Origin of the sequence: Kutzneria viridogrisea DSM 43870 (assembly GCF_000525635.1) — a bacterium.
GTDB lineage: Bacteria > Actinomycetota > Actinomycetes > Mycobacteriales > Pseudonocardiaceae > Kutzneria > Kutzneria viridogrisea.
The window spans coordinates 7166012-7188625 of sequence record NZ_CP007155.1 but is presented as its reverse complement, the minus strand read 5'-3'; the positions used below and the strand labels follow the sequence as shown (position 1 = coordinate 7188625).

Sequence of the window (22614 nt, the reverse complement as noted above, 5' to 3'; positions counted from 1 at the left end):
TCACTCAGAACTTGTCCGGGTCCTGCCACGGGCAGGTGGGATCGGGACCCGGGACCTTGGGGCGGCAGGGCTTGCCGAGCACGATGTTCGCGGTGTTGCCGGGGCCGGTGGTCAGCCCGGTGATCAACGCGTCCAGCGGTTCGGTGGCCCCGCAGCCGGTGAAGCCGGGCAGGTCGAACACGCCGTTGACGGGGCCGCCGCCCAGCACGGTGAAGTTCGAGCCGGACTCCAGGGTGATGGTGATGGTCCTGGCGTTGTGGCAGGTCTGGCCGAGGTCCATGCCGACCCCGTTGACCCTCGCCTCGTACAGCCTGGTGTCGGTCTTCGAGGTGCCGGTGGCCTTTCCCTTGTGCAGCACCATCTCGGTCATGCCCGGCACGAACTGCATCATCGCGGTGGCTGGCACGAAGCCGAAGTTGAGGAAGGAGGTCGGCACCGGGTCCAGCCGCATCTTGCCGTGCAGGGTGACGTCGAAGTCCGGGGCGGGCCCGATGGTGTACCAGGCGTCCACCCCGCCCTTGCCCAGGTCGGTGACGGCGTTCAGCTTCTTGATCGTCGTGCTGCCGGTCAACGGGTAGTGCAGCGGATTGGGTGGCAGCGGGGCGGCGGCGGGCGTGGACTGCGGGGTGGCTGGCTGCTCGCCGACCACGGGCGGCTGGGCGGGGGTGCCGGTCTCGGTGCCACCGACGGTGATCGTGGCCAACGTGGTGTTCTGGCCGGTGACCGGGGTGCACGGAACGGGCAGCACCGCCGATCCCTCCGCCTTGTGCAGGCTCAGGTTCAGCACCAGCGTGCCCGCTGCGACGGTCAGCGGACCGTCCACCGCGGGCGTCACGGGTGGGGTCGTGCCGGAGGCGGTCAGTGCGAGTTCGCCGGTCGCGGGGATCGGGACCGGTTGGGCGAACTGGGCGGTCCACGCCGAGTCGGTGGACTTTCCCTGCTGGGCAACGGTTGTGGCAAGTTGGGTGCCGCCATCCACCGTGACGGCACCCAACTTCGCCAGCTCCGCGGTCGCCTCGGCGGGCACGGCGAACCTGACCGACGCCGCTGCCGGGGCGACCTGTTGCCCGACCCTGCCCGTGTCGGGGTACGCGGCCGACACCGTGACCGCGAGGTCCACGGCGCCCGTCGCGGGGAACTGGCAGGTGTAGTGCAGCGTGCTGTCCTTGCCTGCCAGCCCCGGCGCCGAGCCGGCACCCACCAGCAGCACGGCCAGCCCGAAGGCGGCGACCGCGGCAGGCCTGCTCGACACCGGGGGCCTCATGTCAGCTCGCCGCGACGATCTGGATCGTGCCCAGGGTGGGGTCCTGGCCCGCCGGGTCCGGGGTCAGGTCCACGGTGAAGGTGCCCAGCGCGGTCGGCTCCCCCTTGGCGTCCTTCGGGGTCAGTGTGGTGGACACGCTGGTCAGGTCCACCGAGGCCACCGCGGCCCCGGTGTTGCTGATCACCGGGATGATCGCCTGGCCGGTGGCGGTGAACTTCAGGTCCTGGCCGTCGGCCGGGGTGGGCGTCTTCGGGATGGTCAGCTGGATCTTGGCCGAGTACTTCTTGCCCGCCGAGTCGGTGATCAGTGCGGTCAGCTTGGCCGTGCCCTCCACGGAGGCCGCGCCGATCAGGTTGAGCCCGGTGGTGGCGTCCGGCGGGGCGTCGATGTCCACGCTGGCCGGGAACAGCTTGCTGGACTTGCCCACCACGACGGGGCTGGGCAGGCTGGTGGTGATGTGCGCCTTGATCGGCGTGAGCGTGCCGATGACCGGGAAGTCGCCCTTGAAGCTGAGGTCCTTGGCCACGGGGGTGTCGGCGGCGGCGATGCCTGCGCCGAGCAGACCCGCGACCAGGCCGACGGTGGCCACAGCGGTCGCACGCCTGGCGAGCGCCGTTGCTCGTCCGAGCATGGTGGTCTCCTTAGTCGCTGCGGATCGGGTCTCAGCCGTTGATCTGCACGGTGCCCAGGCTGGTGTCCTGGCCCGCCGGGTCCAGGCTGAGGTTCACGGTGAAGGTGCCCAGCGCGGTGTCGTTGCCGCTGGAGTCCTTGGGCTCCAAGGTGGTCGACGCGCTGGCACCGTCGAGCACGACCGTGGCGGTACCGGCGTGCTGCGGGGAGGGGAAGCTCGCGTTGCCGGTGGCGGTGAACTTGAGGTGTTCTCCGCTGGCCGGGGTGGCCGTCTTCGGGATGGTCAGCAGGATCGGCACGTTCACGGTGGTGCCCGCGGAGTCGGTGACCACGACCGTGGCCTTGACGGTGCCCTCCACGCTGGCCGCGCCGACCAGCTCCAGGCCGTTGGTGGCGTCGGCGGGGGCGTCCACGTTGAGCGTGACGGGTACGGTGCCGCCGGGCTGCCCGACGGTGACCGGGCTGGGCAGGCTGGCCAGCATCTGGGTGCTGATCGGCGAGAGCGTGCCGATCACGGGGAAATCCCCCTTCCAGGTGAGGGTCTTGTCCACCGGCACGTCAGCGCTGGCGATTCCGGCCCCCAGCAGAGCGGTGACGGCCAACACAGCCGCGCCCGTCGCGGTTCTCATTCCAGTTCTGAACACGTAGCCTTCTCCCTGCTGTGCGGTCGCGAAAGAAACGACGGTGACGGCACGTCGCTGGCGGGAATTGGTGATTGTCGGGCCGTGGGGAATTTCACGTTCCGACCGCGACTCACGTTACTCACGAGTCAAGTTGCGGGCAAGTAACAAAAATGCACTGGGTGAGGACAATGATGCGCCGAACTCATTCTTGTGTAGCGGCTACAAACCTCCGGTATGTTCTTGTCAGGTCACAGGGCGCTTTTCCGGGGCTGCTTAGCCCGTTCGGGGAATGGCTGGACCGGCTGTCCCCGGCGCGGTGAGACTGCCCGCCATGACGCAGCGCCTGCCCGCCGTTGCCAGCCCTCCGGTGCTCATCACCGCCGCCCTCGCGGTGGCGGCGACCCTCGTGGCGGCCTGGTTCGGCTGGTCCTGGTGGAGCGCGGCGCACGACGAGTCCGCGGCCTTCTCCCGTGACCGCGACCAGGTGCTGCGGGTCGGGGAGCAGGCGGTGGTCGGCATGAACACCCTGGACTACCGCTCCGTGCAGCCCGGCCTGGCCTCCTGGCAGTCGCTGACCACCGGTGACCTGCACGACCAGCTGGTCCGGGACAACCCCAGCTACGTGTCCAAGATCCAGGAGGCGAAGACGGCCACCACCGCCAAGCTGGTCGACGCCGCGGTCACGGAGCTGGACCAGCACGCGGGCAGGGCCGCGGTGCTGGCCGTCCTGGACATCACGGTGACGCCCCAGCAGGGCCAGCCGGTGACCAAGCGCAACCGGTTCCAGGGCCAGCTGACCAGGACCGACGCGGGCTGGAAGCTCAGCGCGCTCGGCCAGGTCCCGGTGGGCACCGCACAGTGAGAGGACACCCGTGACGATCACCCAGCGGCGCTCACCCGCGTCCCAGCGCAAGCGCTACGTGGCGGGCCTGCGGCCGGTCAGCGAGCGGCCCGCGGTCCATCCCGAGCCCGAGCCCGCGCCGGACCCGAAGCCCAGGGCGAGGCCCCGGCTCGGCCTGCCCGCGCTGCTGGTGGCCCTCGCCGTGCTGATGACCGGCCTGGCCACGTGGTTCGGCGTGCAGGCCAACTCGCTGGACACGGCGGCGGCCAAGGCCAACACCGCGCTGGCCGACAACGCCGCGACCAGCCAGGTCACCGGCCAGGTCACCGCGATCGTCAACGGGATCTTCTCCTACGACTACGCCCAGCCCGCCAAGTCCGAGGACCTGGCCAAGCGCTCGCTGGTGGGCAAGGCCGTGCAGGACTACGCGGCGCTGATCAAGCCGGTGCGGCAGCAGGCAGCGGAGGGCAAGCTGGTGCTGACCGTGGCCACGGTGGCCAGCGGGGTGGAGGTGCTGTCCGCGGACCGGGCCAGGGTGCTGGTGTTCGTGGACCAGAAGGCCACCCGCGCCGACAACGGCCAGACCAGTTCCGGTGGTGGTCAGCTCGCGGTGGACGCCGTGCTCAGCGAGGGCACCTGGAAGGTCGGCGGCATCACGGCGTACTGAGATGATGTACCGATGAACGCCCCCATCCAGACCGTGCAGATCAGCGACGACAGCATCCGGCTCGGCCAGTTCCTCAAGCTGGCCGGACTGGCCGAGGACGGCAGCCACGCCAGGGAACTGCTGGAGGCGGGGGAGGTCACGGTCAACGGCAGGCCGGAGGAACGCAGGGGCCGTCAGCTGACCGACGGTGACGTCATCGCCGTGGCTGGTAACAGGGCGCGGTTGGCCGCACGTCAAATGTGAACGAACCCCTACGATCGTCGCTTTTTCACTGGGGGCTTTAGTACTTAAGGTTCACCTCGCGTGCATCCGCCGTGTTTTCGAGGTCCGTAATCCTGATGCGCTCCTCGGGCGGATACATCACCCCTGCTGATGTATCGAGGATGAACCCAAATGAATGCGAAGAACTACGGCCGTTTGGCCGTTGTTTTGGCGACCGCTGGTGCGATCGGCGCGATGGGCCTGCCCCTTGCGGATGCGGCCCCTGCCGTCCAGCCGCACTACGCCTACGGCGCCCTGGTGGACCACAGCGCGAAGAGCTTCTCCGCGCAGGGTGTGCGTGAGTTGTCCACCGCAGCCGCCCCGGCCTCGGTGGACCTGAGCCCGTACGCGGCCTCGCCCGGCAACCAGGGGCAGGTCGGTTCCTGCGTGGCCTGGGCCATCGACTACAGCGCCTACTCCATCCTGATGAAGGAGCAGGGCATCACCGGTGCCCCGATGGCGCCGATGTACACCTACGCGCAGATCGCCCGGGGCAACGACCAGGGCAGCTACCCCAAGGACCACTTCAAGATCCTGACCAGCCAGGGCCTGGACACCAGGGCCGACTACTGGCAGGGCGACTACGACTACACCACCCAGCCGACCTCGGCCCAGCGCACCAACGCGGCGCACTGGAAGCTGTCGGGCTACACCTCGCTGAACACCGGCAGCGCACTCAAGGCCGGGGTGCAGGACTCGCTGGCCAAGGGCCTGCCCGTGGTGATCACCATCCCGGTGTACGGCAGCTTCGAGAAGATCTCCCGCTCGGCGGCGCAGGCCTACACCTACTACCCGAGCTCGGGTGAGCAGCTGCTGGGCTACCACGAGATCACCATCATCGCCTACAACGACAAGGGCGTGCGGATCCAGAACTCCTGGGGCACCAGCTGGGGCGACGGCGGCTTCATCAACGTGCCGTGGCGCTTCGTCACCGGCCAGGTGCAGGAGGCCGAGGCCGTCGGCAAGCTCGTGAAGTGACCTCGTAGCACGTGACGCGGTGCCGGCTCGGGACTCCCGTGCCGGCACCGCCGTGCGCGGACCTCAGTCCTCGTCCTCCGGCGCGGCGTGGTCGGGCTTGCCCGGCGTGGGGTCCCGGTCCAGGTCGATCAACGGGTGCAGCCCCGCGCCCTCCGCGGCCGCGTGCCGTGCGCGCCCCTGCTGCGGCGCGTTCTCCTGCTGCTCGGTCACAACTTCCTCCCTCGGATTACTCGGAGCAAGACTACGGTTGCCCCGCCGAGGTGGGTTCATCGGCCGCCGTTTTTCACCGCTGTCCGTATTGTCCACTGTGGCCGCAGGTCAGGCGGCTCGCCCCAGGTGAGGTGGCCTCGGGTCGCCAGTGACCACATACGCCGTGCGCCGCGCCAGCGAGACCGCGTGGTCACCGAAGCGCTCGTAGAAACGGCTCAGCTGGGACACGTCCACCGCGGTGGCCACCCCGTGCGGCCAGTCCGGGCTCATCAGCGTGGCCATCAGCCCGCTGTGCAGTGCGTTCACGGTGTTGTCGGTGTCGGCCAGTTCCGCGGCCAGCACCAGGTCCCGCGTGCGGATCACCTGCGCCGCGGTGTCGGCCAGGGTGACGCAGATCTGCCCCAGGTTCGCGAACCGCCCGCGCAACTCCGTTGGCAGCACGGGATTCGGGTGCCTGCGCCGGGTCGTGCGCGCCACGTGCACCGCCAGATCCCCCATGCGCTCCACCGAGTCCGCCGCGTGCACCGCCGCGATGACCACCCGCAGGTCCCGTGCCACCGGCGCCTGCAAGGCCAGCAGGGCGTGGGCGCGCTCCTCGCAGTCGGCCCGCGCCACGTCGACCCGGTTGTCGTCGTGGATCACCTTCTCCGCGAGCACCAGGTCGTTGTCCAGCAAGGCCATCGTCGCCCCGCGCATCGCGGCGCCCACCAGCTCGCACATCCCGACCAGCCGGTCGGCGACACCGTCGAGCTCCCTCCGGAACGAGTCGCGCATGGGGGCAGACGCTACGTGCCCGGCGGCCCGGCGCGGTGTCCAACCGGGCAACCCTTACGCCGTCGCTACGACCGCGCCGAAGGGCGTCAACGCGCGTAGCCTCGACAACCGTGACCGTGGAGGACATGCCCCGGGGTGGTCCGTCGGCCTCGTGGCTGGACCGCTGGTACGAGACGGCGGCTCCCGAGCTGCTCGACCGCGAGGACGTGTCCGCCGACCGCAAGCAGGCCGTCCTGCGCGGCCTGAACCGGCTCAACCGTGCCGTGTTCGCCTACGGCACGTTCATCCGCTGGACCCTCGCCGAGGTCGCCGACCTGCCCGCACCGCGCGTGCTGGAACTGGGCGCGGGGCACGGCGAGCTGTCCCGCAGGCTGCTGGACCGCCACCCGCGTGCCCTGGTCACCGCCAGCGACATCGAGCCCGAGGCCGTGGGCCGCCTGCGGTCCGGGCCGCTCGGCCGTCACCCGAGGGCCACCGTGGACCTGCTCGACGCCACCGGCATCAACGCCGCCGACAACAGCTACGACGTCGCGGTGTTCACCCAGTCGCTGCACCACCTGCCGCCCCGTGCGGTGCCCGCGGTGCTCAGCGAGGGCGCCCGCGTGGCCCGCACCCTGCTGGTCGTCGACGCCTGGCGCACGCCGCTGATGTTCGGGCTGATCCCCCTGCTGCTGGTGACAGCGGGGTGGCCCGCCAGCCATGACGGGATCATCAGCATGCGCAAGATGTACGGCCCGCGCGCGCTGCACGCCCTGGCCGCCCGCTGCGCCGAGCCACTGGACGTGCGGGTCCGCCTCGGCTTCCCCGGCTACCTCGTGCTGACCGCCCGCCGCCCGGGCTGAGCCAGTACCGAACAGCCTCGCGTGTCGGCGCTTCGCGTGCGGCGTGTCGGACGCTGGTGGTCGATTTCCCAGCTTGTGAGAGTTCGTGCCGGAAGGTCCGACACGCGGTACCGGAACGTCCGACACGCGGGGTGGTGGGGGTCACTCTGTTAGTTGTAGCCTCGGGGTGTGGCGGATACCTGGGTGCTCGGCGGCTACCAGACGGACTTCGCGCGGAACTGGGTCAAGCAGGGGCTCGACGTCAGCGACCTGGTCGGCGAGGTCGTGCGCGAGACCCTGGCGGCGGCCCGGGTCGCGCCGCGGGACGTGGGCGTGATCCACGTGGGCAACGCGTTCGGGCAGCTGTTCACCGGGCAGGGGCAGCTGGGCGGCATGCCAGCGACAGTGCGGCCCGAGCTGTGGGGCGTGCCGGCGACCAGGCACGAGGCGGCCTGCGCCTCGGGTGGTGTCGCCCTGCTGTCGGCCATGGCCGACCTGGAGTCGGGGCGGTACGACACGGCGCTGGTGCTCGGCGTGGAGGTGGAGCGCACGGTGCCGGGGGACGTGGCGGCACAGCACCTCGGGGCGGCGGCCTGGGTGGGGCGCGAGGGCGAGCGGGCGAAGTACCTGTGGCCGCACATGTTCAGCGAGCTGACCGAGGAGTACGACCGGCGCTACGGCATCGACGAGGCCGACCTGCGGGCGATCGCGGAGCTGAACTACCGCAACGCGCGGGCCAACCCGAACGCGCAGACCCGGGCCTGGCGGTTCGGACCGGCCAGCTTCACCGCCGATGACGAGGCGAACCCGCTGGTGCAGGGCAGGGTGCGGCGCCAGGACTGTAGCCAGATGACCGACGGCGCGGCGGGTGTGGTGCTGTCGACCAGGCACCGGGACGGGGCCGCGCGCATCCTCGGCTGGGGGCACCGCACGGTGGGCCTGTCGCTGGCGGCGAAGACCGAGCGCAGCAGGGACGAGCCCTACGTCATGCCGCACGTGCGGCAGGCGATCACCGACGCGTTCGGCCGTGCGGGCCTCGCCGGGGTCGAGGACCTGGACGGCATCGAGACGCACGACTGCTTCACGATGTCGGAGTACCTGGCGATCGACCACTTCGGCATCACCGAACCGGGCTGTAGCTGGCAGGCCGTGCGCGACGGCTCGCTGGAGATCGGCGGGCGCATCCCGGTCAACCCCAGCGGCGGCCTGATCGGCGGCGGCCACCCCGTGGGCGCCACGGGGGTGCGCATGGTGCTCGACGCCGCCAAGCAGGTCACCGGCACGGCGGGGGAGTACCAGGTCGAGGGCGCACGCCGGTTCGGCACGCTCAACATCGGTGGCAGCACCACGACAACCGTCGCGTTCGTGATCGGCTGAGGGGAACGAGCCAGTGGACGTCGAGATCCTGGGCAGGGTGCTGTCCACGCTGCCCGCCGAGGACGACCACCCGTACCGCACCGGGCCATGGCGCCCGCAGCACACCGAGTGGCGGGCCGAGGACCTGGCGGTGGTCGGCGAGTTGCCCGCGGACCTGGACGGGGTCTACCTGCGCAACACCGAGAACCCGGTGCATCCCGCGCTGGAGCGCTACCACCCCTTCGACGGGGACGCGATGATCCACCTGGTCGGGTTCCGGGACGGCAAGGCGTTCTACCGCAACAGGTTCGTGCGCACCGAGGGCTTCCTGGCCGAGGCCGAGGCGGGCGGCCCGCTGTGGGCCGGGCTGGCGGAGAAGCCGTCCAGCGCCAAGCGGCCGGACGGCTGGGGCGCGCGCGGGCGCATGAAGGACGCCTCCAGCACCGACGTGGTCGTGCACGCGGGCGTGGCGCTGACCAGCTTCTACCAGTGCGGTGACCTGTACCGGCTGGACCCGCTGACCCTGGACACGATGGGCAGGGCCGACTGGCACGGCCGGTTCCCCGCCGACCGCGGGGTCTCCGCGCACACCAAGGTCGACGAGCACACCGGCGAGCTGTTGTTCTTCAACTACGGCACGGACGAGCCGTACCTGCACTACGGGGTGGTGGACCAGCGCGACCACCTCGTGCACTACGTGGACGTGCCGCTGCCCGGGCCGCGCCTGCCGCACGACATGGCGTTCACCGAGAACTACGCGATCCTCAACGACTGCCCCATGTTCTGGGAGCCGGAACTGATCGCCAAGGGCGTGTACGCGCCGAAGTACCACCCGGAGCTGCCGCTGCGGCTGGGCGTCATCCCGCGTCGCGGCGGCTCGGACCAGGTGCGCTGGTTCGAGGCCGCCCCGACCTACGTGCTGCACTGGGTCAACGCCTACGAACAGGGCAACGAGATCGTCCTGGACGGCTTCTTCCAGGGCGACCCGATGCCCACCGAGGGCGGCCCCTTCCGGTTCCTGGCACTGGACCGGATGCGGACCCGGCTGCACCGCTGGCGGCTGGACCTGGACACCGGCCGGTGCCGCGAGGAGCGGCTCACCGACTCGATCACCGAGTTCGGGATGATCAACCCCGGGCACGGGGGCCGCCCCTACCGCTACACCTACGCCGCCACCGGCAAGCCCGGCTGGTTCCTGTTCGACGGCCTGGTCCGGCACGACCTGCTGACCGGGTCCGAGCAGCGCTACGCCTTCGGCGAGGGCGTGTACGGCAGCGAGACCGCGATGGCACCCCGGGTGGGCGCCACCGGGGAGGACGACGGCTACCTGGTGACCATCACCACCGACATGAACCAGGACCGGTCCGAGTGCCTGGTGTTCGACGCGCGGCGGGTCGCCGACGGGCCGGTGGCCAGGGTGCGGCTGCCCGAGCGGGTCTCCAGCGGTACCCACGCGACCTGGGCCCCGGGCGCGAGCCTGCCCGGCTGGCGGTCGTGAGCCGACTCACCACCCAGGCCCCGACCGTCCTGCGCGCGGGCGGCCCGAACGCGGTTGGCGTCATGCTGGGGCTGCTCGGTGACGAGTGGACCCTGCTCATCCTGCGCGAGGCCCTGCTCGGCGCCCGGCGGTTCGTGGACTGGCGGGCGCGCCTGCCCATCTCCAACGCGGTGCTGACCGCGCGGCTGAACCGGCTCGCTGGGGCGGGGCTGCTCGACCGGCACGCCTACCAGGACCGGCCGCCCCGCTGGGAGTACCGGCTCACCGAGCGCGGGGCCGGGGTCTGGCCGGTGCTGTTGTGCATCTGGGCCTGGGAGGCGGCGTGGGTGCCCGAGCACGTGGAGCGGCTGCCCGTCCGGGTGCACGCCGCCTGCGGCCAGGCCTTCGACCCGGTGCTGGTGTGCGCCGCCTGCGAACAGCCCGTGACGGCCGCCCCGGACCAGTTGACCGGCGGGTTCGGACCCAGCGGGGGCTGGGCGCGCTCGGTGCCCGACGCCAGCACCCGGCGGCGCTCCGCTGGCGGGGACGCCGGGCTGTTTCCGCAGACCACGGCGCTGATGGGCAACCGCTGGTCGGCGGCGCTGCTGGGCGCGGCCTTCCTGGGCGTGCACCGGTTCGCCGAGTTCCAGCGCTGCCTGGCGGCCCCGCCGACCGTGGTCGCCGACCGGATCCGCCGGTTCTGCGAGCTGGGTGTGCTGCGCGAGCGGGACTACCGGCTGACCGCCAAGGGGCGGGCGTTCCTGCCGGTGGTGCTGACGGCCGTGGACTGGGCGCAGCGCTGGTTCCACGCCGAGGAGGGACCCGCGCTGGAGCACGTGCACACCGCCTGCGGGGCCTCGTTCAGCCCGGCGCTGTCCTGTTCGGCGTGTGCTGGACGTTTGTGCCGTGTGGACGTCCGGGTGCGGACCGATACAGTGACAATGCTCGACCCTGCAAGCAGGTCGCGGCGATGATGCTCGACCCTGCAAGCAGGTCTTCGACAAGGATGCTCGACCCTGCAAGCAGGTCTTCGGTGACCTGAGGGGCCCTAGCGGAAGGTGTCGGCTTGCGGCGGTTCACCAGTCGTGTCGCACTGATCTTGTCCGCCCTGGTGGTGCTGAGCCTGGGCGGGGCGGCGGCCGTGCCCGCGCCCGTGGAACCGCCCTGGCAGGCCACCGAGGCGCAGACCGCGGCCGTGCGCTGGACGCCCTGCCCCCAGGACGCCGCCGTGCAGTGCACCACCGTGGCCATGCCGGTGGACTGGGCCCAGCCGGACGGCCCGAGCTTCCCGCTGGCCGTCGCCCGGCGCAGGGCCACCGACCTCGCGCGCCGGGTCGGCGTGCTGGTGCTCAACCCCGGCGGGCCCGGCGGGTCGGGGGTGGACTTCGCGGTGGGCGCCGACCAGCGGCTGGACCCGGAACTGCTGGAGCGCTTCGACATCATCGGCTTCGACCCGCGCGGCATCGGCGAGAGCAGCCCGGTGCGGTGCTCGCAGGACCTGCTGGGCCGGGTGCCCACCGAGACCGTCGGCGACCAGGCCGGGTTCGACCGGCTCGCCGCGTACAACCGGGAGTTGCGCGCGGACTGCCGCAAGCTCACCGGGCCGCTGTTCGACCACGTGGACACGCTCAGCGTGGCGCGGGACGTGGACTCGCTGCGCCAGGCGCTGGGCGAGGACAAGATCAGCTACTTCGGGCAGTCCTACGGCACGCTCATCGGCCAGCAGTACGCCGAGCAGTTCGGCGGGCACATCCACACCATGGTGCTGGACGGCAACATGGACCACAGCCTGGACGCGCGCGGCTACCTGGCCACCGGCGCGGCGGCCGTGGAGGACTCGCTGCACGAGTTCGCCGCCTGGTGCGCCCGGGACGCCAAGTGCCCGTTGCGCGGGCAGAACGTGATGTCGCTGTGGGACTCCTACGCCAGCGCCGCGGAGCGGGGTGCGCTGACCGACTCGGTCACCGGCGACTCGCAGTCCCTGTCCGACCTGGTCTCCCACACCTACGGCAGCCTCAGCGGCAACGACTGGGCCGAGCTGTCCTCCTGGCTGGCCGGGCTGCGCGCCACCCCCGCGCCCGTCGAGCCCGAGCCGCAGGAGACCGAACCCACCCCGCCCGGCGCGCTGCGGCCCACCCCGCCCTCGGCGGTCATCTGCGAGGACTGGCGGCTGCGCCCGCACAACTACGCCGAGCTGCAAACGCTGGCCCAGGCCGAACGGCAGGCCGCACCGCACGCGCGCTACTCCGACGAGAACCGGAACAACCTGCTCAGCTGCGTGGGCTGGCCCGACCAGGTGGCCAACCCCGAGCACCCGCTGCGCTTCGCCGCGGACACGCCCCGGGTGCTGCTGGTCAACGGCCTGCACGACCCGACGACCGGTTACCAGTGGGCGCAGGACGTGCACCGGCAGACCGCCGACAAGACCACCCTGCTGACCTACGAGGGCTGGGGGCACGTCGCCTACTGGCGCAGCGGGTGCGTGCGCGCCTCGGTGGACTCCTACCTGGTGGACGGCACGCTGCCCACCGACCTGCGCTGCCCCGCCGAGTTCCGGGAGCCCTGAGCCGTGGCCGTGCCGGTGATCCTCGACTGCGACCCCGGGCACGACGACGCCCTGGCGATCCTGCTTGCCGCCGCGAACGAGGCCGTGGACCTGCTCGGGATCACCACCGTGGCGGGCAACCAGACCCTGGAGCGCACCACGCTCAACGCCCGCCGGATCTGCTCGGTCGCGGGCATCACCGGGGTGCCGATCGCCGCGGGCCGGGACCGGCCGCTGCGCGGCGAGCTGCTGGTGGCCGCCGAGGTGCACGGCGAGTCCGGTTTGGACGGTCCAAGCTTCGGCGAGCCCACCGTGCCGCTCGACCCGCGCGGCGCGCTGGAGCTGACCAGGGACCTGTTGCGGGCCAACGGCAAGCCGGTGACGATCATCGCGACCGGGCCGCTGACCAACCTGGCCACCCTGCTGCTGGCCTACCCCGAGTTGTCCGTCCACATAGGACGAATTGTGCTGATGGGCGGCTCGACCGGCCGGGGCAACATGGCCCCGCTGGCCGAGTTCAACGTGCTGGTCGACCCGGAGGCCGCCGACGTGGTGTTCCGCAGCGGCCTGCCGATCACCATGTGCGGGCTGGACGTCACCCACCAGGCGCTGGCCACCGAGCAGGTCTGCGGCAGGATCGCCGCGCTGGGCACCCCGCTGGCGCGGCTGTGCGTGCAGCTGCTGACCTTCTTCGCGGGCACCTACCGCGAGCTGTGGGGTTTCAGCGCGCCGCCGCTGCACGACCCGGTGGCCGTGGCCGCGGTGATTGACCCCTCGGTGATCGCGACGGTCCGCGCTCCGGTGGCCGTCGAGCTGACCGGCACCCACACCCGAGGGGCCACCGTGGTCGACCTGGACGGGCGGACCGGGGCCCCGCCCAACGCCGAGGTGGCCATCGGCCTGGACGTCGACCGGTTCTGGGACCTGGTGGTCGCCGCCATCGCGGCGAGTGCGGTGCCCGGTGGTTCTCGTCGGGGAACGCCGTGATCCACCGGACACCGCACTACGGGCTGAGCAGCCCGGCGCGCAGCTCGGCCAGGGTCCGCGACAGCAGCCGGGACACGTGCATCTGCGAGATGCCCACCCGCTCGGCGATCTGGGTCTGGGTGAGGTTGCCGAAGAAGCGCAGCACGATGATCGCGCGCTCCCGCTCGGGCAGCTGGCGCAGCAGCGGCTGCAACGCCTCGCGGTTCTCCACCCCGGCCAGCTCCGCGTCCTCCTCACCGAGCGTGTCGCCCAGCGAGAGCGTGCTGTCGGTGTTGACCAGCATGTCGTCCAGGGAGGAACTGCGGTAGGCGTTGCTGGCCTCCAGTCCCTCGAACACCTCGTCCCGGCTGATGCCCAGGTGTGCGGCCAGCTCGCTGGGCGTCGGCGCGCGGCCGGCGCGCTGGGACAGCTCGTTGGTGGCCGCCGTGATCGCCAGGTGCAGCTCCTTGAGCCGCCGAGGCACCCGCACCGACCAGCTGGTGTCCCGGAAGTGCCTGCGCACCTCGCCCATGATCGTGGGCACCGCGAAGGACAGGAAGTCGCTGCCGCGCTCCGGGTCGAACCGGTCGATCGCGCTGATCAGGCCCACCGTGGCCACCTGGACCAGGTCGTCCTGCGGCTCACCGCGCTGGGCGAACCGGCGGGCGATGTGCTTGGCCACCGGCAGGAAGCCGGTGACCAGCTCCTCGCGCAGCTCCGGACGCCTCGGGTCGTCCTCTGCCAGGCCCGCCAGCTCGCTCAGCAGCGGTGTCAGGTGCTCGTAGTCGTCGGCGGAGTCTGTCACTGACCCACCGAACCGAGCCGCTTCTTGACCAGGTCCACGCGCAGCACCGGCACGCCGTCATCGCCCGGCGCGACCCAGGTGTTCGCCGAGTCGGTCAGCGAGCTGAGCACCCGCCAGCCGAAGCTCTCCCTGCTGGGCGCGGCCGGGCTGCTGGTGGGGGCGTGCGCGGTGAAGTGGATCTGGTCGGCCTCCACGGCGAACCCGCACACCAGCTGGTCCTCGGGGGAGTTCGCCCGCGAGATCAGGGTGGCGCAGGCCTCGTCCACGGCCATCTTCAGGTCGGAGATCGCGTCCAGGTCGAAGTCGGCCCGCATGGCCAGGTCCGCGGCCACGGCGCGGAGCACCGACAGGTGATCGGGCCGCGCGGCGATGCGCACCTCGATCTCGGGGCTGGACTGGTTCTCGCTCACGGTTACCTCGATGCGTGGGTGGCTGGTGGTCACGTCGGGGCCGGTGCCGCTCATACCGCGGCGGCGACCGCCTCGTCCAAGGAGCCGTACGTGCTGAGCACCTCGGTGAGCCCGGTCACCTCCAGCGGGCGGCACACGGTGCGGGAGCTCGCCACCAGGCGCAGCGGCACGCCGCGGCGGTTGGCCTCGTGCGAGGTCTCCACCAGCACGGCCAGTCCGGCCGAGCCGAGGAAGGTCACCGCGTTGAGGTCGAGCACGAGCGCGCGGCAGGAGTCGATCGCCCGGTCCACCGCCTCGCGCAGCTCGGGGGCGGTGAGCATGTCCACCTCACCACCGATGCTGATCACCGCTACCTCGGGGCTCACCTCGCGCACCGCGAGCGTGATGCTGGTGTTGTTGTTGTCGGTCACCTTCGGGCCACTGTCCTCACGACTGGAGTTCTCCCGGGGGTCGCGCCGGGAGCTGGAGCGCGGGCCGGGTGGGTTCCCGGCAGGCTTGGGTGCCGACCGGCGTCGCCGCCCCGGCAAGGCTGGTTGCTCAACCGTTGCGCCCCACACCGTACGGAGGGCGTCTCCGGTGCACAAGGCAGCCACGCTGAAGATCACCGGCGGAGCGCCAGCCAGGTCCGTTCGGCCGCCTCACGTGCCCGTCTGCCCGGCGCGGCCGTGCCCGGTCCGGCCTCCGGTTCCTGCTCGGTGACCGGTGCGCCGCCCACCTGCTCCACCAGCGCGGTGGCCAGCTCGTTCAGCTTGACGTTGAAGTGCTGGCTGGCCCGCACCAGCGTCTGGAACGCGGTGCCCGAGTGCACGCCGGACGCGGCCATGACCAGGCCCTTGGCCTGCTCGATGACCCTGCGGTGCTGCACCATGGTCACCATCTGGTCGGCGCGCACCACCTCGTCGGCGCAGAACTCCACCACGGCCGCCGCGGTGGCCAGCACCGGCTCGACCCGCTCGATCACGCGCAGGTCGTCCTCCTTGGGCTCGTGGTCGAGGTAGACCGTCAGCAGCACCGGCCCCTTCTCGTCCCAGCTGCCGGGCACCGCCACCACGCCGACCCCGTCCGCACCGGTCAGCCCGGCCAGTTCCGGCCAGCGCCTGTCACCCGCGAGGTCCGCGGTGCGCACCACGTCCTCATCACCCGCCGCGTCGATCACCGGTCCGACGCCCAGCTCCCACTGCGCCTGGTCCAGTCGCTCCGTACCGCCCACCGCGCGCACCAACCGCCGCTCGGTGTGCAGGCCTGCGCCCAGACACCCGGTGATCTCGCTCACCAGGTAACCGAGCAGTCGTTCGATCAGCTCAGGGCCAAATCGCACGTCGGGCACAGCTTGACCTCCTGTCACGTCAGCGGTGCCTTGGGTTACCCCTCACCGGGGAGGGTGAAACCAGGTTTGGCGGAATGGCGGCAGGGTAAGCCCACAGTGGACGCGTACGGAGGAGGCTCGACATGGCTGACGTTCACCGCTTGCCCACGCCGGTGGTCGAGAACTGGGACTGGCAGCGGCAAGGGTCCTGCCGCGGTGCGAACAGTGCCGTGTTCTTCCACCCTGACAGCGAACGCGGCTCCGCGCGACTGGCCAGGGAGGCGCACGCCAAGCGGATCTGCCACGAGTGCCCCGTGCTGCGCCAGTGCCGCGAGCACGCGCTGAGCGTGCAGGAGCCCTACGGGATCTGGGGCGGCATGGGCGAGAACGAGCGCCGCGCGCTCATCTCCGACCAGCGTCGCCGGACCCGGACCCGGATCGGAGCCTGAGCAGGACCGCCGTCTCGGCGGGCACGTGCAGTGAGTCCTCCTCAGCAAGCACACCGGGCCCCGAACTGAACAGCACCTCGCCGGTCAGCGGCAGCGCCGCCGGCTGGGCACCGAGGTTGCAGGCCAGCCGCAGTTCGCCCCGGTGCAGCACGATCCAGCGCGCGGACTCGTCGAACTCCACGCGCAGCCGGTCCAGTCGGGGATCGGTCAGCTCCGGGTGGGCGCGGCGTAGCGCGATCAGCTCGCGGTAGACCGCCAGGGTGCGAGCGTTGCTCGGCTCCCGCTGCTCCGACCAGTCCAGTCGCGAGCGCCGTACGGTGTCGGGGTCCATCGGGTCCGGCACGTCCTGTGCGTCCCAGCCGTGCTCGGCGAACTCCGCGCCTCGCCCGGTGCGCACCGCCTCCGCCAGCTCGGGATCCGGGAACGAGGCGAAGAACTGCCAGGGCGTGCGCGCGGCCCACTCCTCGCCCATGAAGATCATCGGCGTGTACGGCGAGCAGAGCACCAGTGCCGCCCCGCAGGCGAGCAGGCCGGGGGAGAGCGTGGCCGAGAGCCGGTCCCCGGTGGCCCGGTTGCCGATCTGGTCGTGGTTCTGGAGGTACGCCAGGAACCTGTGGCCAGAAGTGGTCAACGTGTCCACTTGTCGCCCATGTGTGCGTCCACGGAAGGAAGACCACGTGCCCGCGTGGAAGAATGCACTGCGCAGGGTGGCGGCCAGCGCGGGCAGTGAGCCGAAGTCCCCGTAGTAGCCCTGCCGCTCGCCGGTGAGCGTGGCGTGCAGGCAGTGGTGCAGGTCGTCGCTCCACTGCGCGTGCAGGCCGTAGCCGCCCGCCTCGCGCGGGGTGATCAGCCTGGGGTCGTTCAGGTCCGACTCCGCGATCAGGCTCAACGGCCGCCTGAGGTGTGCGGCCAGCGAGTCCACTTCGGACGCGAGCTCCTCCAACAGGTGGATCGCACGCCGATCGGACAGCGCGTGCACCGCGTCCAGCCGCAGCCCGTCCACGTGGAAGTCGCGCAGCCAGCTGACGGCGTTGTCGATCGCGTACCGGCGCACCTCGTCCGAGCGCGGGCCGTCCAGGTTCAGCGTGGGGCCCCAGATCGTCTGCCCGGCGAAGTACGGCCCGAACCGGTCCAGGTACGCCCCGGAGGGGCCGAGGTGGTTGTAGACCACGTCCAGCAGCACGGCCAGCCCGCGCGCGTGGCAGGCGTCCACGAACCGCTTGAACCCGTCCGGACCGCCGTACGGGTCGTGCGCGGCGTACCACAGCACCCCGTCGTAGCCCCAGCCGTGCACCCCGTCGAAGGCGTTGACCGGCAGCACTTCCACGAAGTCCACGCCGAGCTCCACCAGGTGGTCCAGCCGCTCGATCGCCGAGTCGAACGTGCCGCCCTCGGTGAACGTGCCGATGTGCAGCTCGTAGACCACCCCGCCGGGCAGCGCCCGCCCGGTCCACGCCGAGTCCGTCCACTCGAAGGCGCCGTGCTCGTACACCCGCGACGGCCCGTGCACCCCGTCCGGCTGCCACAGCGAGCGCGGGTCGGGCAGCGCCTCGTCGGAGTCGTCGAGCAGGAAGGCGTAGTCGGTGCCCGGACCGGTGCCCGGCACGTCCACCCGCCACCAACCGTCCTCAGTGGACCTCAGCTCGTGGCTGGTCCGTCCGATCTGGACGCGGACCCGGTCGCGTTCGGGCGCCCACACGGAGAACTCGGTCATGACCGCACCGCCAGCGCCACCGGGTACCTGCTCAGCAGCTCGCCCACCGCGGGCGCCTCCTCGTGGATCGGGATCCCGGTCAGTGCGTCGGTCCACCTGCCGTGCGGCAGCCGCAGCACCGTGTCGCGCCACCCGCCGGAGCGTTCCAGGCCCACCGGCAGGCGGGTGGCCACCGCCACCAGGCCGTCACCGCGGGCGAAGGCCAGCGCGTGCTCGGCGGCGGGCCCCTCCGCCCGCAGTGGCCGGTACCCGGAGAACAGCTCGGGCCGGTCCCTGCGCAGCCGCAGCACCTTCGCCGTGAGCAGCAGCTTGACCGCGCCCGACTCGTCGACCTCGGGCAGCCAGCCGGAGTCCAGCCGCGCCAGCAGGTCGGCCCGCAGCTGGAAGTCCACCGGCCGCCGGTTGTCCGGGTCCACCAGCGAGTAGTCCCACAGCTCCGTGCCCTGGTACACGTCGGGCACACCCGGCCCGGCGAGCTGGATCAGCTTCTGCCCCAAGGAGTTCGACCACCCGGCACGGGTGATCTCCGCGACGAACCCGGTCACCTCGGCGAGCAGTTCGGCCTCACCGAACACCCTGCCCGGCCACTGCGCGATGGCCTGGTCCACCTCGGGCACCGGGTCGGTCCAGGAGGTCGCCAGCTTGGCCTCCTTGGCCGCCTTCGCCAGGTAGTCGGCCAACCGCTGCTCGCTGATGGGGAAGGCGCCGACCAGCGTCTGCCACGCGAGCCGGGTCAGGCTCGGTTCCGGCAGCGGAAGCCTTGCCGCCCACCGCTGGTAGCGCGCCTCGAAGTCCACTTCGGACAGTACGGCCAGCCTCGCCCGCACGTCCTCGGACCGCTTGGTGTCGTGCGTGGACAGCGTGGTCATCGTCGCGGGGTAGGCGGCCTCGCGCCCCATCGCCGCGGTGTGCCACTCCTGCGGGGACACGCCGAAACGGCCCGGGTCCCCGCCCACCTCGTTGAGCGCCACGAACCGGTTGTAGCGGTAGAACGTGGTGTCCTCCACGCCCTTGGCCATCACCATGCCGGAGGTCTGCTGCACGCGGGTGGCCAGCTCACCCTCGGGATCGGCCAGCATCGCCTCGACGATCGGCCGCGCGGAGGGCGCCAGCTCCAGGGCCGCCTCCAGATGGTGGCGGCCCTCCGGCAGGTAGCTGCGGTACACCGGGAAGGAGGCCAGCAACTCGATCACGGCGTCCTCGTCGGCGCCCGGGGCCAGCGCCGCGATCCGCCGCACCTCGGCCCGCAGCAGGGTGGATGCCGCCGCCAGCCGGGCGGTCCGCTCCATCTCGTGCAGCGGCTGGTCCTCGGCGGGCTCCCCGGCCGGGTCCACGAACAGCCCGCACACCTCGCGCGCGGCCTCGTACCCGGTGGTGCCCGCCACCGGCCAGGACGCGGGCAGGGACTCGCCCACCCCGAGGATCTTCTCGACCACCAGCCAGGCCCCGGGCGCCGCCTCGTGCAGCCTGCGCAGGTAGCCGCCCGGGTCGGACAGGCCGTCCGGGTGGTCGATGCGCAGGCCGGTGACCTCGCCCTGCGCCACCCAGCGCAGCACCTCGCCGTGCGTGGCCGCGAACACCACAGGGTCCTCCACGCGGACCGCCGCCAGCGTGTTGACGTCGAAGAACCGCCGGTAGTTCAGCTCGGTGTTGCCCAGCCGCCAGTGCACGAGCCGGTAGTGCTGGCGGTCGTGCACCTCCCGCGGGGTCCCGGACTCCGTGCCGGGCGCCAGCGGGTAGCGGTGCTCGTGGTAGGTCAGGCTGCCGTTGTCCACGGCCAGCGCGTCCACCCCGTCCTCGCCAAGCACCGGGATCAGCAGCGGTCCGCGCGACCAGTCGATGTCGAACTTGTCGGCGTGCGCGGACTGCCTGCCGTACCGCAGCACGTCGCACCACCACGGGTTGGCACAGGGCACCTCGACGCCTACGTGGTTGGGCACCACGTCGACCACCAGGCCCATGCCCAGCCCGCGCAGCTTGCGCGCCAGGCTCTGCCTGCCCACCTCGCCGCCCAGCCCGGTGCTGGCCCGGGTCGGGTCGGTGACGTCGTAGCCGTGCGTGGACCCCGGCGCCGCCTGCAACAGCGGGGAGGCGTACAGGGCGCCGACCCCCAGCCTGGCCAGGTAGTCGGCCACCCCCGCGGCCCTGGCGAAGCCCATGGCCGGGCCGAACTGGATCCGATAGGTCGAGGTGGGCCTAGTCAAGCCATTACTCCTCGGTGCGCTGCAGGACGATCAGGGACCTCGCCGGGATGGTGATCGCGCTGCCACCGGCGACCGGCTCCTCGGCGGCCTCGCCGGTGGCGGTGTCCACGACCACGGCCCACTCGCCGCCGTAGCCGCCGTTGGGGATCTTCGCCTCCACGTCCTCGTAGTGGGCGTTGAAGCAGAGCAGGAAGGAGTCGTCGGTGACCCACTGGCCGCGCGCGTCCATCTCACCCATGGCCTGCCCGTTGAGGAAGACCAGCACGCAGCGGCCGAAGTCCAGCTCCCAGTCCTCGGCGGTCATCTCCGAGCCGGAGGGGGCGAACCAGGCGATGTCGCGCAGGTCCTCCCCGCTGCGCAGCGGGCGGCCCTGGAAGAACCGGCGGCGGCGGAACACCGGGTGCTGGCGGCGCAGCCTGGCCATCGCGGCGGTGAACTCGGTCAGCGCGCTGTCCTGGGCCTGCTCGGACCAGTCCACCCAGGACAGCTCGTTGTCCTGGCAGTACACGTTGTTGTTGCCCCGCTGGGTGCGGCCCAGCTCGTCGCCGTGCGCCAGCATCGGCACGCCCTGGGACAGGAACAGCGTGGCGATGAAGTTGCGCTGCTGGCGGGACCGCAGCGCCAGCACCTCGGCGTTGTCGGTCTCCCCCTCCTCGCCGCAGTTCCAGGACCGGTTGTCGTTGGCCCCGTCCTGGTTGCCCTCGCCGTTGGCCTCGTTGTGCTTGTCGTTGTACGACACCAGGTCGCGCAGGGTGAACCCGTCGTGCGCGGTGACGAAGTTGATGCTGGCGTGCGGCCGCCGCCCGTCGTCCTGGTACAGGTCCGAGGACCCGGTCAGCCGCGCCGCGAACTCGCCCAGCGTGCCCGGCTCCCCGCGCCAGAAGTCCCGCACGGTGTCGCGGAACTTGCCGTTCCACTCCGTCCACAGTGGAGGGAAGTTGCCCACCTGGTAGCCCCCGGGCCCGACGTCCCATGGCTCGGCGATCAGCTTGACCTGGCTGATCACCGGGTCCTGCTGCACGATGTCGAAGAACGCGCTCAGCCGGTCCACGTCGTAGAACTCGCGGGCCAGCGTGGCCGCCAGGTCGAAGCGGAAGCCGTCCACGTGCATCTCGGTCACCCAGTAGCGCAGCGAGTCCATGATCAGCTGGAGGGTGTGCGGATGCCGCACGTTCAGCGAGTTGCCGGTGCCGGTGTAGTCGGTGTAGTAGCGCGGGTCGTCCTCGACCAGCCGGTAGTAGGCCCCGTTGTCGATGCCGCGCATGGACAGGGTCGGGCCCAGGTGGTTGCCCTCGCCGGTGTGGTTGTAGACCACGTCGAGGATCACCTCGATGCCCGCCTCGTGCAGCGCGCGCACCATGGACTTGAACTCCTGCACCTGGTACCCGGCGCGGCTGCTGGAGGCGTAGCGGTGGTGCGGGGCCAGGAAGGCGATGGTGTTGTAGCCCCAGTAGTTGCTCAGGCCCTGCTCACCCAGGTGGTGGTCGTTGACGAACTGGTGCACCGGCATCAGCTCGACCGCGGTCACCCCGAGCCGGGTGAAGTGCTCGATCATCACCGGGTGCGCCAGCCCGGCGTAGGTGCCGCGCAGCTCCTCGGGGATCTCCGGGTGCGCGACCGTGGTCCCCCGGACGTGCGCCTCGTAGATCACCGTCTCGTGGTACGGGGTGTGCGGGTGGCGGTCGTTGCCCCAGTCGAAGAACGGGCTGATCACCACCGACTTGGGCAGGTGCGCCGCGGAGTCGCCGTCGTTGCGCTGCCCTGGGTCGGCGAACCGGTAGCCGAACAGCGACTCGTCCCAGTCCACGTCCCCGGACACCGCCTTGGCGTACGGGTCGATCAGCAGCTTGTTCGGGTTGCACAGCTGGCCGGTGGCCGGGTCGTGCGTGCCGTGCACCCGGTAGCCGTAGTGCTGGCCCGGGCCGACCTCGGGCAGGTAGCCGTGCCAGACGAAGGCGTCGACCTCCGGCAGGGCGACCCTGGTCTCCGTGCCGTCCGGGTCGAACAGGCACAGCTCCACCTTGCTGGCCGCCTCGGAGAACAGCGCGAAGTTGGTGCCCGCGCCGTCGTAGGTGGCGCCCAGCGGGTAGGACGTGCCTGGCCACGCGCGCATGGACGCTCCTGGTGCTCTCGTTCCGCGTGCAGGGGACTGCCAGACGATCAAACCAGGAGTGCGCCGCAGGGGCTACTGAGCCAGGTCAGGGCGCTGTGGCCCCGGTCACCCCGCTCTCCCTGCCGGGCACGGGAGATGATCGCCGAGTAAACTCGCCAGGGGCGACCCCGCAGCGGAAAACCACGCGAGCCGACCGGGGT

23 protein-coding genes are annotated in these 22614 nt (G+C 71.5%); 11 read left to right on the top strand and 12 right to left on the bottom strand.

The annotated features are described in order from the left end of the window. Window positions 1-4 precede the first annotated feature (4 nt). Genes KALB_RS47065 through KALB_RS31395 form a run of 3 tightly spaced genes read right to left on the bottom strand, consistent with a single transcriptional unit; the run spans window position 5 to window position 2523 of the window. On the bottom strand, window positions 5-1252 hold the full coding sequence (locus KALB_RS47065; RefSeq protein ID WP_025359643.1) for a DUF6801 domain-containing protein: 1248 nt from the start codon (window positions 1250-1252) through the stop codon (window positions 5-7). A 13-nt stretch (window positions 1253-1265) separates the two neighbouring features. Then, window positions 1266-1895: a DUF6801 domain-containing protein gene (locus KALB_RS31400; RefSeq protein ID WP_148309730.1), complete on the bottom strand. Its 630-nt coding sequence runs from the start codon at window positions 1893-1895 to the stop codon at window positions 1266-1268. 31 nt (window positions 1896-1926) lie between these two features. Beyond that, the gene (locus KALB_RS31395) at window positions 1927-2523 is read right to left on the bottom strand and encodes a DUF6801 domain-containing protein (protein ID WP_042221000.1); all 597 of its coding nucleotides are present in this window, start codon (window positions 2521-2523) and stop codon (window positions 1927-1929) included. A gap of 325 nt (window positions 2524-2848) precedes the next feature. Between KALB_RS31395 and KALB_RS31390 the strand changes: the two genes are divergently transcribed. From KALB_RS31390 to KALB_RS31375, 4 genes are all read left to right on the top strand, one after another. Continuing rightward, on the top strand, window positions 2849-3379 hold the full coding sequence (locus KALB_RS31390; RefSeq protein ID WP_030110903.1) for a hypothetical protein: 531 nt from the start codon (window positions 2849-2851) through the stop codon (window positions 3377-3379). Window positions 3380-3389: 10 nt separating this feature from the next. Then, a complete protein-coding gene (locus tag KALB_RS31385) occupies window positions 3390-4025 on the top strand; it encodes a hypothetical protein (protein ID WP_025359639.1) in 636 nt (211 codons plus the stop codon). A 12-nt stretch (window positions 4026-4037) separates the two neighbouring features. Continuing rightward, window positions 4038-4268: an RNA-binding S4 domain-containing protein gene (locus KALB_RS31380; RefSeq protein ID WP_025359638.1), complete on the top strand. Its 231-nt coding sequence runs from the start codon at window positions 4038-4040 to the stop codon at window positions 4266-4268. A gap of 150 nt (window positions 4269-4418) precedes the next feature. After that, window positions 4419-5264, top strand: coding sequence for a C1 family peptidase (locus tag KALB_RS31375; RefSeq protein WP_025359637.1), 846 nt, complete (start codon window positions 4419-4421; stop codon window positions 5262-5264). A gap of 63 nt (window positions 5265-5327) precedes the next feature. Here KALB_RS31375 and KALB_RS48320 read toward each other — a convergent pair whose 3' ends face one another. After that, on the bottom strand, window positions 5328-5474 hold the full coding sequence (locus KALB_RS48320) for a hypothetical protein (RefSeq protein WP_169743540.1): 147 nt from the start codon (window positions 5472-5474) through the stop codon (window positions 5328-5330). 108 nt (window positions 5475-5582) lie between these two features. Next, window positions 5583-6248 (bottom strand): phosphate signaling complex protein PhoU, encoded by a 666-nt coding sequence (gene phoU / locus KALB_RS31370; RefSeq protein WP_025359636.1) that lies wholly within the window; start codon window positions 6246-6248, stop codon window positions 5583-5585. Between the two features lie 110 nt (window positions 6249-6358). Here phoU and KALB_RS31365 point away from each other — a divergent pair, with 110 nt between their 5' ends. The 6 genes from KALB_RS31365 (at window position 6359) to KALB_RS31340 (ending at window position 13434) form a co-directional block, all read left to right on the top strand. Continuing rightward, window positions 6359-7090, top strand: coding sequence for a methyltransferase domain-containing protein (locus KALB_RS31365; RefSeq protein ID WP_201771842.1), 732 nt, complete (start codon window positions 6359-6361; stop codon window positions 7088-7090). A gap of 168 nt (window positions 7091-7258) precedes the next feature. Further along, window positions 7259-8446, top strand: a complete 1188-nt coding sequence (locus tag KALB_RS31360) for an acetyl-CoA acetyltransferase (RefSeq protein WP_025359634.1) — start codon at window positions 7259-7261, stop codon at window positions 8444-8446. 13 nt (window positions 8447-8459) lie between these two features. Next, on the top strand, window positions 8460-9923 hold the full coding sequence (locus KALB_RS31355; protein WP_030110905.1) for a carotenoid oxygenase family protein: 1464 nt from the start codon (window positions 8460-8462) through the stop codon (window positions 9921-9923). Beyond that, the gene (locus KALB_RS31350; RefSeq protein WP_042220998.1) at window positions 9920-10876 is read left to right on the top strand and encodes a winged helix-turn-helix transcriptional regulator; all 957 of its coding nucleotides are present in this window, start codon (window positions 9920-9922) and stop codon (window positions 10874-10876) included. The genes KALB_RS31355 and KALB_RS31350 overlap by 4 nt, the downstream gene beginning before the upstream one ends. A gap of 92 nt (window positions 10877-10968) precedes the next feature. Beyond that, window positions 10969-12468 carry an alpha/beta hydrolase gene (locus KALB_RS31345; protein WP_025359632.1) on the top strand — a complete coding sequence of 500 codons (1500 nt, stop codon included), beginning with the start codon at window positions 10969-10971 and terminating at the stop codon, window positions 12466-12468. A gap of 3 nt (window positions 12469-12471) precedes the next feature. Continuing rightward, window positions 12472-13434, top strand: coding sequence for a nucleoside hydrolase (locus KALB_RS31340; RefSeq protein ID WP_025359631.1), 963 nt, complete (start codon window positions 12472-12474; stop codon window positions 13432-13434). Window positions 13435-13450: 16 nt separating this feature from the next. Here KALB_RS31340 and KALB_RS31335 read toward each other — a convergent pair whose 3' ends face one another. From KALB_RS31335 to KALB_RS31320, 4 genes are all read right to left on the bottom strand, one after another. Further along, complete coding sequence (locus tag KALB_RS31335) at window positions 13451-14218, bottom strand: SigB/SigF/SigG family RNA polymerase sigma factor (protein WP_025359630.1); 768 nt, start codon at window positions 14216-14218, stop codon at window positions 13451-13453. After that, entirely contained in the window at window positions 14215-14628 is a 414-nt protein-coding gene (locus KALB_RS31330) for an ATP-binding protein (RefSeq protein WP_035968389.1), read from the bottom strand. Before KALB_RS31330 ends, KALB_RS31335 begins: the two co-directional genes overlap by 4 nt. Window positions 14629-14678: 50 nt before the next feature. Then, window positions 14679-15038 (bottom strand): STAS domain-containing protein, encoded by a 360-nt coding sequence (locus tag KALB_RS47060; RefSeq protein ID WP_025359628.1) that lies wholly within the window; start codon window positions 15036-15038, stop codon window positions 14679-14681. Between the two features lie 191 nt (window positions 15039-15229). Continuing rightward, window positions 15230-15946, bottom strand: a complete 717-nt coding sequence (locus KALB_RS31320; protein ID WP_148309728.1) for an ANTAR domain-containing protein — start codon at window positions 15944-15946, stop codon at window positions 15230-15232. A gap of 131 nt (window positions 15947-16077) precedes the next feature. Here KALB_RS31320 and KALB_RS31315 point away from each other — a divergent pair, with 131 nt between their 5' ends. Further along, window positions 16078-16383 carry a WhiB family transcriptional regulator gene (locus KALB_RS31315; RefSeq protein WP_025359626.1) on the top strand — a complete coding sequence of 102 codons (306 nt, stop codon included), beginning with the start codon at window positions 16078-16080 and terminating at the stop codon, window positions 16381-16383. Here the strand turns inward: KALB_RS31315 and treZ are convergent. Genes treZ through glgX form a run of 3 tightly spaced genes read right to left on the bottom strand, consistent with a single transcriptional unit; the run spans window position 16337 to window position 22414 of the window. Further along, a complete protein-coding gene (treZ, locus tag KALB_RS31310) occupies window positions 16337-18097 on the bottom strand; it encodes a malto-oligosyltrehalose trehalohydrolase (RefSeq protein WP_025359625.1) in 1761 nt (586 codons plus the stop codon). The two genes, KALB_RS31315 and treZ, sit on opposite strands and share 47 nt — an antisense overlap. Then, a complete protein-coding gene (gene treY, locus KALB_RS31305; RefSeq protein ID WP_025359624.1) occupies window positions 18094-20301 on the bottom strand; it encodes a malto-oligosyltrehalose synthase in 2208 nt (735 codons plus the stop codon). The genes treZ and treY overlap by 4 nt, the downstream gene beginning before the upstream one ends. A 4-nt stretch (window positions 20302-20305) precedes the next feature. Further along, entirely contained in the window at window positions 20306-22414 is a 2109-nt protein-coding gene (gene glgX, locus KALB_RS31300; RefSeq protein WP_025359623.1) for a glycogen debranching protein GlgX, read from the bottom strand. Window positions 22415-22614 lie beyond the last annotated feature (200 nt).

Bases quoted from the DNA above. Each gene is read 5' to 3' on its own strand.
- glgX (WP_025359623.1), bottom strand. From the start codon at position 22,414: ATGCGCGCGTGGCCAGGCACGTCCTACCCGCTGGGCGCCACCTACGAC.
- KALB_RS31390 (WP_030110903.1), top strand. From the start codon at position 2,849: ATGACGCAGCGCCTGCCCGCCGTTGCCAGCCCTCCGGTGCTCATCACC.
- KALB_RS31395 (WP_042221000.1), bottom strand. From the start codon at position 2,523: ATGAGAACCGCGACGGGCGCGGCTGTGTTGGCCGTCACCGCTCTGCTG.
- treZ (WP_025359625.1), bottom strand. From the start codon at position 18,097: ATGACCGAGTTCTCCGTGTGGGCGCCCGAACGCGACCGGGTCCGCGTC.
- phoU (WP_025359636.1), bottom strand. From the start codon at position 6,248: ATGCGCGACTCGTTCCGGAGGGAGCTCGACGGTGTCGCCGACCGGCTG.
- KALB_RS31375 (WP_025359637.1), top strand. From the start codon at position 4,419: ATGAATGCGAAGAACTACGGCCGTTTGGCCGTTGTTTTGGCGACCGCT.
- KALB_RS31380 (WP_025359638.1), top strand. From the start codon at position 4,038: ATGAACGCCCCCATCCAGACCGTGCAGATCAGCGACGACAGCATCCGG.
- KALB_RS31400 (WP_148309730.1), bottom strand. From the start codon at position 1,895: ATGCTCGGACGAGCAACGGCGCTCGCCAGGCGTGCGACCGCTGTGGCC.
- KALB_RS31315 (WP_025359626.1), top strand. From the start codon at position 16,078: ATGGCTGACGTTCACCGCTTGCCCACGCCGGTGGTCGAGAACTGGGAC.